Here is a 14,159-nt window from a genome sequence, read left to right on the forward strand (position 1 = left end):
TTGTGCGAGAGTAGGTCATCGCCAGGCTTAATAATTTGCGGAGCGGTAGTTCAGCCGGTTAGAATGCCTGCCTGTCACGCAGGAGGTCGCGGGTTCGATTCCCGTCCGTTCCGCCACTTTTTATGCAATAAGAGTTCACCGAGTTTCCTAGCGACCATAGTGCTGCAGAACCACCTGTCCCCATTCCGAACACAGAAGTGAAATGCAGTGTACGCCGATGGTAGTGCAACGTACGATTGTGCGAGAGTAGGTCATCGCTAGGTTTGATTTCAAGAAGAAACCGCCCACGAGGCGGTTTTTTCGTATCTGCACCCTCCAAAACTTCATCCTGCCCAAGCAAAATTGCAATCCATCATCAGCTAAGATAGTAAACAAGCCTCTACTCAATCAATGTGCAACAGTAACACGCGCAATAATCTTTCTACTACGACAAGCCTCTCCATACGCCGTCATGCCTAGCTTGATTTTTAGATCTATAAGAGAGCTGCGAAGAGTACAACCGAATACGCAAAAATCTTAGCCTTCTGGGGCACTCACAAATCTGACGCATTTGTGGCGTGTGTAGCCTAAATGATTGTTATCGTGCTATCACAAGTACTCCATAGGATACCTTGTATTAGCGCTACGTCTACATTAGAACATATGCTTGACGCGATCCCTGTAATTACATGGTATATTTGATTTATTCAATTGCAACTGATTGATCGTGAGAGCACTTAGTACTGCGGTAAGACTATATTTATCGCAAGACTTATTTTGCAGTGGCTATGTGCCTAATTATTGTGTCTCAATAAATTTGTTTAGCGGTCATTGAGAATAATAGAGGCTATATGCAGAAGTTGAATCTTTCTTCAAAGGGTGAGGCTGCGTCTTCTCTTCCTATTCGTGCCATTCAGTTTGGCACTGGTAATTTCATCCGTTGCTTCCTCGATTGGATGATCTATAAGACCAATGAGCAAGGCCTTTTCAATGGTCGTGTACTTGCACTGCAGTGCACTCCTCATGGCAACAGTGTTCCAAAGCTCAAAGAGCAAGATTGCCTCTTTACTACCGTGCTCAATAGCTACGTTGATGGCAAGGCTTGCCAAGAGATAGATTTAGTTAATGCCATTGCTGACGTTAAGAACCCATACGATGAGTGGGAGTCAGTATTGTGTGCTGCAACTGATGAGAATGTTCAGTTCATCTTCTCTAATACCACTGAAGCTGGCATTACCTTTAGCGAGGAAAGCCCATTTAATACTGACGTTTGCCCTCAGTCATTCCCTGGTAAGTTAACTGCTATGCTCTTTGAGCGTTTCAAGGCTTTAAAGGGCAATGCTAAAGCAGGATTATGGATTGTTCCATGTGAGCTCATTGAGGATAACGGCTTAGAGTTAAAGCGCATTGTGCTCAAGCATGCTGATGAGCAGAACTTAGGCGATGAGTTTAAGGCCTATGTTAATGAGCAATGCCGCTTCTTAAACACCTTAGTTGATCGTGTTGTTTCAGGCTTCCCATATGCTGAAAAAGAGCAGTACAACGAGAAGTTAGGCTACGAAGATAAGCTCATTAGCTGCGGTGAGAAGTTCCACTTCTTAGCAATTGAAGGTGGTGCTGACGTATCTGAGGCTCTGCCATTTGCTAAGGCTGGTCTTAACGTTGTAGTAGCTGATGATATTACTCCTTACCGTGTACGTAAGGTACGTATCCTCAACGGTGCTCATACCGCTAACGTACCTGCTGCAGTTCTCTCTTTAATAGAGACTGTGGATGAGATGATGGCAAACGAGGTAACTGGTAAGTTTGCTCGTTCAGTTATCTATGACGAGATCATCCCTTCATTAAAGCTCGACAAGGATATGTTAGTTAAGTTTGCAGACGACGTAGTAGCTCGCTTTAGCGATCCTGCACTGCATCATCAGCTCACTGACATCTTAATGAACTGCACTTCTAAGATTAACGCCCGCGTTATCCCAACTATCTTAGATGCAAGAGCTAAGGGCGTGCTGCCAATGAAGCTGTGCTTTGCTTTAGCAGCCTATATTGCTCTATACAAGAATGCCACTGAGGTGCCTGTTGTTGTACAGCTGTCCAATGGCAAGACCAAGGAGTTCTACGATGACGCCTATGCTGTAGATGTCATCTCAAGTGCTTGGACTCATTATCGTAAGAATGAAGCTTCTGCTGTATTCGTAGTACAGGCTGTGCTTAGCGATAGCAAGCTCTGGGGCTGCAACTTATCTTCAGATATCGATTTAGTTGTCATCACTTCACGCCTGTTGCACGCCATCATCTCTGATGGTGCTATGGCCACTATGCGTGATCTGCTCGAGCACTACTAATCAGCAGTAAATTAAGACAAGGTTAGAATTTTTCTAATCCTTGATAAACAAAGCCCCGCTCAGACTATTTTGTGCGGGGCTTTTCATTTCAGCTGATAAATGGGAAAAAAGCTGTCTTTAAATAGGTTTTAACATGCTCTGATTATCATGTCGTGTTCTTATCCTAGTTAGATGATGATGGTAGTCGTAGCTTGATCAAGTTTTTCTTTGGCATCGCGATCCTTGCGAACATTAGTACAGAATTTCTTGGGAGTTATGCCATTGTTTTTACAAAAGACGCGTTCAAAGTGGGTGAGACTTCCAAAGCCGACTTCAATTGCGATTTCTGTAATGCTCTTATTACTTTCGATAAACAACCTTTGAGCGTGCAATACACGAATTTTGTTAAGGTACTCTACAAAGCTACAGCTAGTGAAGCGCTTGAACTCGCGGCATAGATAGGATTTAGATATGAAAAAGCGCTCACTAAGCTCATCTAAACACAGATCTTTAAAATAGTTTTGATGCACAAAGCTTATGACACTAGCCATCTTCGGCTCACTCAAGGCGCGATGGGTGTTAGTTTGGTTGCGCACAATGGTTATGAGTATGAGCTGTAGCAGAGAGTTCATCACTTCTAAACTCATAAGCTGAGGTTTATCTTGTTCACATATGAGCTGACAAAGCTGTCCATAAAATAGTTTTTGTGTGTCTTCATCATCAATAGAATGAGGCGTTAAGTCGTTTACAAAGAATTCTTTGAGCTCTGTTGATATAAGCTCAGGCTGGAAGTACAAGACTAATCTAGAAAAGCGTACACCATCATCAGAGTAGGAGTGATGCATGGTGAAAGGCGGAAACACAATATAGTCATGAGCTTTGAGTTGATATGAGGTATTGCCGATCACCACTTTTCTCTCGCCTTGCTCTAAGTAGTACAGCTCATAGTAGTTGTGAAAATGACTTTGCATTACATTGTCATTTACTGAGCAAATGCGTTCGGTAGCAATTGACTTACCGTTTTGCATATAGATTGCGGCGTTATCGATCATGCTCAATCCTAATAGCAACATATAGTGTTGACTAAACTAGCCTAATTGTTAGTAGTACGATATTGACCCATAGATTGCTATGTTAAATGTGTAAATTATAGCTAAAGGTTTGGCAGGTCTATATCTATAGATATTTATAAATACCAAATCTATCGCATTTATAGCATTACAGAATAATATGAGCACAAAATTGTGAGATATATCTAAATCTAGTTAGCAGTGCAAGAAATGTTGAAAAATGCCCAAATCAGGGTAAGAAAAGTGGGGCATTTTATCAGGTTAATCCTTAAGATTAAGAGCGTTCATTAAGAGCACATGTTGGTTTTAAGTGCTTTTAGAAAAGAAATGAACCTGTTGAGCAGGCTTTTTCTAAAGTGCGATGTGCAAGCCATCAACCATCACCATCAGCCATTAGCTATCGGCTATCAGCTATCAACCATTAGCTATCAGCTGCAGCAATCAGCCATTAACCATCGGCCATCAGCTGTCATCTGTTAGCCATTAGCTGTCATATGTCAGCTGTATAGCGGCGGTTAGCTGAGCAATTTAATGTTGTATTTATGGTTTGTGGTGCTAAAACTTTTAATCTGACGGAGAGTGACATGAGAGTATGTACTAAGGCTTTATCTTGCGTTGCTGTAGATAATTACTATGTAGTAACTACTGATTGTGATCTGCCAATTCGCATTTACTTCATGACGAAGGATATTTTACGTATTCGTGCAGGCTTTGACGGCGACTTCCAAGAGAGCTCATATTCTTTAGTGACCACCGCCTGGCCAAGCGTCACTGACGAGGTATTAAAGGACTATCGTAAGCGTGTTGAGGTGGCAGTTAGCACTTTAGAAGAAAACGATAACGAGTTCATACTGCGCTCCGAGGGCTTAATTGTCAAAATTGCCCGCGATCCTTATCAGATTACTATTTGCGATCAAAATGGAGAAGTCCTGCATCGCGATTGTGTTGACTTAGCACTTCAAGAGGACAGCAACAAGCGTCGTATTCACGTAAGTGAGATTGAGCCTACTGATGGATTCTATGGTTTTGGTGAAAAGAGTGGTGAGTTTAATAAGCTTGAAGCTTTTATGACCATGTCACCAACGGATGCTATGGGATACAACCCTCAGAAGACTGACTCACTGTACAAGCACATTCCTTTCTATGTGAAACTTAGCAAGAAGACTGGTCGTGCTTGTGGTTACTTCTACCATAGTTCTTGTGAATGCGATTTTGATATGGGCCGCCGCAAGAGCAATTACTGGCACATGCACTCTACCTTTAGAGCAAACAGCGGCGATATCGACTTGTTCTTCATTAATGGCCCTGAGGTTTCAAAGGTAGTTGAGCGTTATACCGATCTGACTGGCAAAAGCGCCATGCTGCCAAAGGCTGCCTTAGGTTACTTGGGCTCCTCAATGTACTACGCTGAGCTAGATAAGAACTGCGATGTAGCCATTGAGCAATTTATTAACAATGCCCATGAGGAAATGATGCCGATCGATGGCTTCCAGCTGTCATCTGGTTATTGCACAGCAATGACCTCAGAAGGCCTTAAGCGCTGTGTATTCACTTGGAATGATGAGCGCTTTGCTGATCCTAAGGGCTATTTTGAGACCATGGATAAGCTCGGCATTGTGGTATCTCCAAATGTCAAGCCAGGTGTATTGTGCGTACACCCTCGCATTGAAGAGATGAAGGAGAAGAATATCTTCGTGCTTGATGAGCATGAGGATAAGCCAGCTGTTGGTACCTGGTGGGGCGGTAAGGGCTACTTTGCAGACTTTACTAAGGAGAGCACTCGTAGCTATTGGAAGCAGCTGCTTAAAGATCATCTGTTTAGCTATGGCTGTTATAGCATTTGGAACGACAACTGCGAATATGACAGCTTAGTCAACAAGGATGCTCGTATCCACGTTGAAGGCTTAGGTGGCACTATTGGTGACTATAAGTCAGTCATGAGCAATATCATGTGCCACATCACTATTGAGGCCTTACGTGAGTTCTATCCAAATAAGCGTCCATTTGTTGTGTGCCGTTCTGGTCATGCTGGTATTCAGCGTTATGCTCAAACATGGTCAGGCGATAACCTTACCTGCTTTGAGGCGCTTAAATACAACATTGGCACTATGCTGGGCATGTCTTTATCTGGTGTGGCTAACCAAGGTTCAGATATTGGCGGCTTTTACGGTATTGCTCCAAGCAAAGAGCTCTTTGTAAGATGGGTACAAAACGGTATCTTCCAGCCTCGCTTCTCCATCCATTCAGTTAATACCGATAACAGTGTTACTGAGCCTTGGATGTTTAGCGATGTTAAGCATCTCATTCGTGATGCAATTAAGCTGCGCTATCGCTTAAGCCCATATTTATACTCACTGATGTATCGCGCTCATGAGACTGGCTTGCCTTACTTTAGCCCAATGCTCATGGAGTTCCAAAATGACGCTGCTGTTTATGATGAGCAGTTCAACTTCATGCTCGGCTCAGCATTGTTAGTAGCTAATGTCTTAGAGGAAGGTCAGCAAAAGCGCACTGTATATTTCCCAAAGGGCGAGCGTTTTTACGACTTTAACACCTTCGAGTGTTTTAACGGCGGCGACACTAAGAGCTTTGATGTTTCTTTAGAAAGCATCCCAATGTTCATTCGCTCAGGTCAGATTATTCCACTTGCTGCTCACGATATTAGTAATCTACAGACTCAGCAGGTACGCTCATTAGAGATTATTTGCGCTCCAGATAAGGATGGCATGTTCTGTATGTACGAGGATGATGGCAAGTCAAATGACTACCTCAACGGTGCATATCTCAAGACCAATATCAAGATGAGTGCTGGAGATCTGACCAAGATCAGCTTTAACTATGAGGGTAATTACACCTCTTCAGTTGAAGACATCAAGCTTACCGTGATTCACAAGGGTAAATGTCCATTCTACGTAAATGTTGATGGCAATAAGCTCGAGCACTTCTTAGTGCGCTCTCACTTTGAAAAGGCTTCAAGCGGCTGGTACTACTCACAGAGCCGTCAGTGTGTTGAGGTCAAGTATCCAAACATTAAAGAAGATTATGAGGTGGTTATCTCATACGAGCCGTTTGACATGATTGGCATGTAAAAGCCAATTGTGGTCAAAAACCGCAATTTCATTCTGCTGCTTAGGCTAGTTTCAGGCGTATTTATTTAGTCCATCTTGTATGCAGTAAACCAAAGCTAAGGGTATTTAAATCAAGGGGGATGGTGCTCTTGCTTATATGTTCAATGCCTACAAATGGAGTCTATCTTATAGCCTAAGCTGCCACGAAGTTTATTAACAATCAACAAACTAAGAGTAATCAACAAACTAAGAGTAATCAACAAACATGGGTTCAAGGCTTTAGCTGAGAGCTTAAGGAGTTTGCACGCCCAAAATTTCCTAGAAATACAAAGCGTGTGGTGTTTGACGTACAAACTGATAAATGAGGCTCAAAGGCCTTGTTTTTCAGATTTGTACGCTTTTATGAGGATTGACTGATGAGAAAACTATGGCATGCGCTGTCCTTGTCGACTGCTGCAATCGCTTTGTCTGTGTCGTTAGGCGGTTGTACCGAGCAATCAGCTAGCACATCAACTGAAGCTACTTCAGAACGACCAATGATCCTAACTCTTGCTCATGGCTTATCTGAAACACATACAGTGCATATTGCTATTTCTGAGTTTGCCAAAGAGCTAGATGAGCGTACCAATGGTCGTATCAAAGTCAGAATCTTTGCTAACGGTCAATTAGGATCAGAGCTTGAGCAAATGGAGCAGGTAATGGCAGGCGTTATCTCCATGACTAAGGTAGCCTCTCCAATGCTAGCAACCTATGATGATTCATATCATACCTTTGGTCTTCCATACATCTTTAATGATACTGAGGACTTCTACAAGACCATGGATGATCCTCTGATGTATGACTTCTTTAAGTCTAGCCACGATAAGGGCTTTGTTACCCTAACTTATTACACCTCTGGTTCTCGTTCTTTTTACACTGTAAATAAGCCAATTCGTACCCCTGCTGATTTAAAGGGCATGAAGATTCGTGTTCAGGATATGAAATCACAGACCGAGATGGTATCAGCCATGGGCGGTACTCCAGTTGCGATGGCTTACGGTGATGTGTTCACCTCCTTACAAACTGGTGTGATTGATGGAACTGAGAACAACGAAACAGCTCTGACCTTAGGTAAGCATGGTGAAATCTGTAAGGTTTACTCAACCGATCAGCACGCCATGATCCCAGATGCATTAGTAATTTCATCCAAGGTATGGGACAACATCAGCCCTGAGGATCAAAAGATCATGGTAGAGGCAGCTCGTAACTCTACAGTGATGCATCAGGGAATTTGGGATAAGTCTGTAGAAGATGCCATTGCAGAAGCTAAAGCCAAAATGGGTGTTACTTTTATCAATGATATTGATAAAGAGGCTTTTAGACAGGCAACTGCAGATATGTTGGTTAAGTACTCAAAAGAGTACGCCGGTGTAGAAAAGATGCTTAATCTCATTGACACCATCCGCAGCCAAAATGCCACAAGTGACGCTGCATCAGTCAATTAAGGAGGCCTAAGTCATGTATCAATTTTTAGTTAAGACTAAGGCTGCTATCAATTTAGTCTTGTCTACTTTATGTACCGTGTTATTGGTCTTCATGACCTTCTTGGTTATTTGGCAGGTGTTTACACGTTATGTGTTAAATGACCCAGCATCATTTACTGAAGAGTTAGTGCGTTATTCACTTATCTGGACTGGCTTTATCGGTGCAGCCTATGCCTTCTCAACTAGAGAGCATATGGCTCTTACCTTCCTGCGTGACAAGCTCGATGAGTCCAATATTAAGCGTCTAAAGGTTGCTGTGGATGTAGTGATCTTATTGTTTGCGCTGGCCATTTTAGTTATTGGTGGTACCAAATTAGCCATTGCTGCTTCTATGGAGTACTCAGCATTATTGGGCTTCCCACGTTCTTTAGTGTATTCCATGGCCCCAATTTCAGGCGTGTTCATTGTGATCATTCAGATCATCAATATCTACGAAGATGTCACTGGAGTTAGCCTCTCTAACAAACAAGATACTCAAACTAAGGAGGACAAGTAATGTCTATTGCATTAACGGCAGTTATATTATTCTGCATGTTCTTCATACTACTTGCTCTGAGCGTACCAGTTAGTGTCAGTATTGTCTTAGCATCAGTAGTTACAGGCTTATCCACTTTAGGTTGGGATCAGCTAAGCTTCATCATCATGCAAAAGATGAATTCTGGTGTAGAAAGCTTCTCCTTGCTTGCTGTACCTCTGTTCATTTTGGCTGGCAATATCATGAACAATGGCGGTATTGCACGTCGCATGATTAACTTTGCCAAACTGTTCTGCGGTTTTATTCCTGGCTCTCTTGCTCAGACTAACGTGCTTGGCAATATGCTCTTTGGCTCTCTTGCTGGTTCTGCTGTAGCTGCAGCTTCAGCTATGGGCGGCTCTATTGCTCCTATTCAAAAAGAAGAGAAGTACGACATGGCTTTTGCCACTGCCGTAAATATTGCCTCAGCTCCAACAGGTCTGTTAATCCCTCCAACCTCAGCTTTCATCGTGTACTCAACTGTAGTTGGTGGTGTATCAATCTCAGCTCTGTTTATGGCAGGCTATGTGCCAGGTATCTTAATGGGTCTTGGCGTTATGCTGGTAGCCTATCTGTATGCACGCTCTAAGAAGTACCCAACCACAGGTATCGTTCCAGCTAAGGTAGCTTTAAAAGTTACTTTAGATGCTATGCCAAGCTTTGCCTTAATTGTCATCGTAATTGGCGGTATTGTCTCTGGTGTCTTTACTGCAACTGAAGGCGCAGGTGTATGCGTAGTCTACTGTTTAGCGCTCTCTTTTATTTACCGCTCAGTTACTCTCAAGTCATTGACCAAGATCTTAGTAGATAGCGCTTGCGTATCTGGCATCATCTTATTCTTGATCTCAGCTTCTTCAGCAATGTCATGGGTGATGGCTTTCTCTGGCATTCCAAGTGCCATTGCAGATGCACTGATGAGCTTTAGTGATAATAAGTACGTAATTTTCTTACTTATTAACATCATTCTTCTGGTCATTGGTATGTTCTTAGACATTACACCAGCGATCTTAATCTTTACTCCGATCTTCTTACCAATTTGCACTTCACTTGGTATGGATCCAGTGCACTTTGGTGTCATGCTGATCTTTAACATGTGCTTAGGCTCTATGACTCCTCCAGTAGGCTCTGTACTGTTCGTTGGCTGTGGTATTACCAAGATGTCAATTGAACGTGTTAGCGCCATGTTAGTGCCATACTTCATGGTGTTAATCGCAATATTGCTTTTAATCACTTATGTGCCAGATGTGTCACTGTTCATTCCTAAGATGATGGGGCTCATGTAAATAAAGATCTAAACGCTAATTAAATAACAAAATAGTGAAGGCGCTCCATCGAATAACTGATCTCCAACAGAGCGCCTTCTTTCATAAAAGCATTCATTGAAAAAAAAACTAGATCCCTCACTTACTTGTTTACAGCATGGCAATCTATTGCCTGTTTATATAGCTACTTCTTCACATAAAGTTTTGGTTGAGTTAATAAGCTCTTGCAATTAATTTAAAGACTTTAAGCAGCAAGCAGCTGACCGATAGTTCTTAAAGACTTTAAGCAGCTGACCGATAGCTCTTAAAGAGTGTTGCGCTAGAGAAAGAACAGCAATAAAAGCGCTACAACAGCATTTAGTTGTTAAGCATGTGACAGCACAGCGGCTATACAAGAATATGAACAAGGCTCTTGGACTAGTTTCATATTAGTCAGACTTGGTGAAAACCATGATTGTTAAAGATTTTGAGCGCTTATATGCAACTGACAATGGCTTTGTGGTTGCTTGCAAAGAAGCTTTGATTAAGCTTGTCTTCTTAACTGATGATATTGTCCGTATTCGCGTAAGTTTTGATGGCCGTTTTGAAGAGCACTCCTATGCTTTAGTTACCACAGCCTGGGATGATGATCTTGATGAGCTGTTTAAAGATGAGCGTAAGCGTATTGAGGCTGTAAAAGTAGAGCCTGCAGTTTTAGATAAGAGCATTGAGTTTGAAACTAAGTCTATTAAGCTTATTCTCAATAAACATCCACTTTCTTTCTCTATGCTCGATAAGCAGAGCAATAAGGTTGTTTACTCTGATCTTAAAGAGCGTGCTTATGAGCAAGATCATTTAGGTCGTCTCTTCCACTACAGTGCAATTGATCCAAAGTATGATCACTTCTTTGGTTTTGGTGAGAAAACTGGCCACTTAGACAAGAAGGGCCGCCATATGCGTACTTGTCCAAAAGACGCTATTGGCCATGATCCAGAGTTTGGTGAGCCACTTTACAAGCACATTCCTTTCTATTTACGCGTCAATGAGTTAACTAAGTCATACGTGGGATTGTTCTATAACAATAGCCATGACTGTGTCTTTGACATGGGCAATGAGCGCAGTGGCTATTGGGATCCTTATTGCTACTATCAAGTTGATGGCGGTGATATCGATCTTTTCTTAATCAATGGTCCAAGCATTAAGCAGGTAGTAGAGCGTTATACATATTTAACTGGTACTACCACTATGCCTACTATGCAGTCATTGGGCTTTACTTCATCAACTATGTACTATGCTGAGCTTGATAGTCATTGTGATGAGGAAATTTACAAGGTAGTAGACAAGCACTTAGATGAAGATCTGTACATAGATAATTTCTGGCTCGCAAGTGGTTATAGTGCAGGTGAAAAAGACAAGCTTAGATACACCTTCAACTGGAACCATATCCGTTTCCCTGATCCAAAGGCATTTTTTGCTACCTTAAATAGCAAAGGAATCAACGTTATCCCAAATTTAAAGCCTGGCGTCTTGATGGGTCATCCATATAAGCAGTACTACATTGATGCCGATGCTTTAGTGAAGGTAGCTGCAGACAAAGATAGACAGCCAAAGTTTGACCATAATGTAGCCATTGACGGAGCCTTATGCTGCTCTGAAGATGTTGCAAGCAATTTAGCTGTTGATCAGAACTACATTGGTCGCTGGTGGGGTGGCCCTGGCTATTTTGTCGATTTTACTGGACCAAAAGGCCGTAATGCATGGGCACATTTACTTGAGGAAAACATCCTCAAGATGGGCACCAAGACCGTATGGAACGACAATAACGAATTTGATGGTGTTGAAGATCGCAATGCTTGTGTATGCGCAGAAGGTCGTGGCGGCACTATGGCTGAATACAAGCCAATTCAGTCATTAATGATGGCATATACTGGCAAGCAGGCCATTGCCAATGTCTATCCAAATGAGCGTCCTTACATCATCAATCGTGCTGGTTATTCTGGTATTCAGCGTTATGCTCAAGTATGGGGTGGTGACAACCTTACCGATTGGCGTACCTTAAAGTTTAATGTAGCAACTATCTTAGGCATGGGCTTAAGCGGTGTTGCTAACACAGGCAGTGATATTGGTGGCTTTGCCGGCCCTGCTCCTGAAGGTGAGTTACTGCTGCGCTGGATTCAAAATGGCATTTTCCAGCCACGCTTTACCATGAACTCAGCTAACAATGACAATACTGTAACTCAACCTTGGATGTATGGTGAGTACTTGCCTCAGATTAAGCAAGCTTATGCTTTACGCTATTTTTACTTAATCTACTTGTACTCCTTAATGCGTCAGGCAAATTTAACTGGTGAGCCAGTATTGCGTCCTCTGTTCTATGAGTTTGAGCATGATTTACAAGCGCTAAATGATCGTAACCTCACTTTCATGTTTGGTCCATATGTATTAGTGGCCAATGTTCTTGAAAAAGGCCAGAGACAGCGTCCAATTTACTTACCATCAGGCCATACTTGGTATGACATGAATGACAATTACAAGGCCTATGAGGGTGGTCAGACTATCTACTATGAGGTAGATGATGATTCTATTCCTATGTTCTTAAAGGACGAGGCAATCTTAATTGCAAGCAAAGACATCAAGCGCATTGTCTTTGACAAAGTTAAGACCTTAGATATCACTGTTGCAGCAACTAAGCCTTTAACTGCTGCAGCAACAGGACTTACTAGTGCTGAGCAATTATTAAAATATCAAAGTGAGCATAATCAAGGTACTTTCTACTTTGATTACTACGAAGACGATGGACACACCAAAGACTTTGAAAAAGGTGTCTATGCTAATACTCGCATTAGTGTCAGCACTGGTGAAGTCATGGAGATTAACTTTAAGAAGACTGGATCATATGAGCACTCTTACCAAAAGTTAAATCTTACTGTGCTGTCTCCATTTAAGGGTGCTTTATTCGTAAGCTGTGCAGGTGTGCAGCTCAAGCGTTATTTAGTTCCTGATGAGTTTGATAAAGCCGAGAGTGGTTGGTATTACAACCTGTCAAGTCGCACCATTCAAATCAAGTGCGACCGTGCTAAGTCAGATGACTACTCCATTATTGTTTCTACCAAGAACTTCGATCTTATTGGTATGGAAAACAACGGCTAAAGCTCAGCTCACATAGCAAAGAACGGCTAATACCGGTTCACATAGCAAAGAACGGCTAATACCTGTTCACATAGCAAAGAACGGCTAATACCTGTTCACATAGCAAAGAACGGCTAATATCTGTTCACATAGCAAATACCTCAAACCATACAAAGTCGTCTAAGAGGTGTCTATTGATGCTATTGCGCATTAATAGATGCTTTTTAGGCGGCTTTTTTTGATCTAAGGTTTTGATCCGTTTATGGATCATTCACAACATGGGCGGGCGCTGCCATCTTTGAAAAGGCTCAACATTAAGTAGAAGTCGAGCTTGTAAACTTAAAGCTTAGATCCCAAACTGCTTTTGCATTGTTAGATGGATGTCTATTTGTCAGTCTTATTTGTGGTTTCTTTATTACTATTGCTTGCTTGTGCTTTTTGGGCAGCCTTGGCATCGCGCTTTTGCTGTAAGAAACGCTCAATAGCATCAGCACGATCGACGTACTTGCTGTTGCCGCTAGTGTTCTGAGATACCTTTGAGATGATATAGGACATCATGATCGTTACTTCCTCATAGTTAGAGCAAAGGATGCTTGCATATTGTTTGAGCAAACGGAGGTTTCATTGTAGTGACAAAGCATAGCAGCAAGACAGCAACTGACAAAAATTGTTAACTTAAAATCGCGTATGAATCACATTCATGCAGTGGATAACGTCAATTTCAGTTGATGGATTTTATTTAAGGCAGTATCGATGGATCGCGTCTTAGAGAGCTGATTTTTTACAGCCGAAAATTGTGATGGAGGTTATAAAACTAGCATCTTGATTATGTAAATTGCACCATCGATGGATAGAGCATAATCAGGCAAAAAATAAATATTGTATACTTCCATACTAGTAGGTTAGATAAAAGTTCTTTAAGCCTATAGTGCATATACATCGCATCTATAGTGCATTACAACAGCAAACATACATAAGGAAGTAGCCATCTGGCTACAAGAGGTAAGGTTTGGCTCAAGCGTTAATCGCGCTTACATAAAAACGCTTGAGCTGAACTTTTTGGCTGTAATGCATTGCAATGCATTAGCGCTTACTGCCCATGAGCTCATTCATGTGCTTGCCCATGATCTTAGGTATGTATTCGCCCATTAGTTTAGGCATGTTGTAACTTGGCTATTTGGCTAGGTTGGGGCCTGAGAGCTTTTATTTATCATGCATGACTATACGTTTTTACTTGTGCCGCTAGCTATTGGCTGTTGCATAAGGTGCTTGGGTTGTGATGTGTTGACCTTAGGATAGATGTAGGCACTT

8 protein-coding genes, 1 tRNA gene and 1 rRNA gene are annotated in these 14,159 nt (G+C 42.0%); 8 read left to right on the forward strand and 2 right to left on the reverse strand.

The genetic code is table 11. From position 1 onward, the window contains the following. The first annotated feature begins 39 nt into the window (after positions 1-39). The 3 genes from RDO37_RS09825 (at position 40) to RDO37_RS09835 (ending at position 2,324) form a co-directional block, all read left to right on the forward strand. Positions 40-116, forward strand: a tRNA-Asp gene (locus RDO37_RS09825). Positions 117-146: 30 nt separating this feature from the next. Continuing rightward, positions 147-263: ribosomal RNA gene (gene rrf / locus RDO37_RS09830) — 5S ribosomal RNA — on the forward strand. A 567-nt stretch (positions 264-830) separates the two neighbouring features. Further along, on the forward strand, positions 831-2,324 hold the full coding sequence (locus RDO37_RS09835) for a tagaturonate reductase (RefSeq protein WP_308498958.1): 1,494 nt from the start codon (positions 831-833) through the stop codon (positions 2,322-2,324). Between the two features lie 167 nt (positions 2,325-2,491). Here the strand turns inward: RDO37_RS09835 and RDO37_RS09840 are convergent, their stop codons facing one another. Beyond that, positions 2,492-3,355, reverse strand: a complete 864-nt coding sequence (locus RDO37_RS09840; protein WP_308498959.1) for an AraC family transcriptional regulator — start codon at positions 3,353-3,355, stop codon at positions 2,492-2,494. A 602-nt stretch (positions 3,356-3,957) separates the two neighbouring features. Between RDO37_RS09840 and RDO37_RS09845 the strand changes: the two genes are divergently transcribed. The 5 genes from RDO37_RS09845 (at position 3,958) to RDO37_RS09865 (ending at position 12,869) form a co-directional block, all read left to right on the forward strand. Then, positions 3,958-6,462 carry a TIM-barrel domain-containing protein gene (locus RDO37_RS09845; protein ID WP_308498960.1) on the forward strand — a complete coding sequence of 835 codons (2,505 nt, stop codon included), beginning with the start codon at positions 3,958-3,960 and terminating at the stop codon, positions 6,460-6,462. 395 nt (positions 6,463-6,857) lie between these two features. After that, positions 6,858-7,925 carry a TRAP transporter substrate-binding protein gene (locus tag RDO37_RS09850; RefSeq protein ID WP_308498961.1) on the forward strand — a complete coding sequence of 356 codons (1,068 nt, stop codon included), beginning with the start codon at positions 6,858-6,860 and terminating at the stop codon, positions 7,923-7,925. Positions 7,926-7,938: 13 nt separating this feature from the next. Next, positions 7,939-8,460, forward strand: a complete 522-nt coding sequence (locus tag RDO37_RS09855) for a TRAP transporter small permease (RefSeq protein WP_303074388.1) — start codon at positions 7,939-7,941, stop codon at positions 8,458-8,460. Beyond that, positions 8,460-9,761, forward strand: a complete 1,302-nt coding sequence (locus RDO37_RS09860) for a TRAP transporter large permease (RefSeq protein WP_308498962.1) — start codon at positions 8,460-8,462, stop codon at positions 9,759-9,761. The genes RDO37_RS09855 and RDO37_RS09860 overlap by 1 nt, the downstream gene beginning before the upstream one ends. A gap of 429 nt (positions 9,762-10,190) precedes the next feature. Then, entirely contained in the window at positions 10,191-12,869 is a 2,679-nt protein-coding gene (locus RDO37_RS09865; RefSeq protein ID WP_308498963.1) for a TIM-barrel domain-containing protein, read from the forward strand. 363 nt (positions 12,870-13,232) lie between these two features. Here RDO37_RS09865 and RDO37_RS09870 read toward each other — a convergent pair whose 3' ends face one another. Beyond that, on the reverse strand, positions 13,233-13,406 hold the full coding sequence (locus tag RDO37_RS09870; RefSeq protein ID WP_308498964.1) for a hypothetical protein: 174 nt from the start codon (positions 13,404-13,406) through the stop codon (positions 13,233-13,235). Positions 13,407-14,159: the final 753 nt, after the last annotated feature.

Source organism: uncultured Anaerobiospirillum sp. (assembly GCF_902485895.1).
GTDB lineage: Bacteria > Pseudomonadota > Gammaproteobacteria > Enterobacterales > Succinivibrionaceae > Anaerobiospirillum > Anaerobiospirillum succiniciproducens.

Coding starts and splice junctions, on each gene's coding strand:
- RDO37_RS09835 (WP_308498958.1), top strand. CDS start 831: ATGCAGAAGTTGAATCTTTCTTCAAAGGGTGAGGCTGCGTCTTCTCTT.
- RDO37_RS09840 (WP_308498959.1), bottom strand. CDS start 3,355: ATGATCGATAACGCCGCAATCTATATGCAAAACGGTAAGTCAATTGCT.
- RDO37_RS09845 (WP_308498960.1), top strand. CDS start 3,958: ATGAGAGTATGTACTAAGGCTTTATCTTGCGTTGCTGTAGATAATTAC.
- RDO37_RS09850 (WP_308498961.1), top strand. CDS start 6,858: ATGAGAAAACTATGGCATGCGCTGTCCTTGTCGACTGCTGCAATCGCT.
- RDO37_RS09855 (WP_303074388.1), top strand. CDS start 7,939: ATGTATCAATTTTTAGTTAAGACTAAGGCTGCTATCAATTTAGTCTTG.
- RDO37_RS09860 (WP_308498962.1), top strand. CDS start 8,460: ATGTCTATTGCATTAACGGCAGTTATATTATTCTGCATGTTCTTCATA.
- RDO37_RS09865 (WP_308498963.1), top strand. CDS start 10,191: ATGATTGTTAAAGATTTTGAGCGCTTATATGCAACTGACAATGGCTTT.
- RDO37_RS09870 (WP_308498964.1), bottom strand. CDS start 13,406: ATGATGTCCTATATCATCTCAAAGGTATCTCAGAACACTAGCGGCAAC.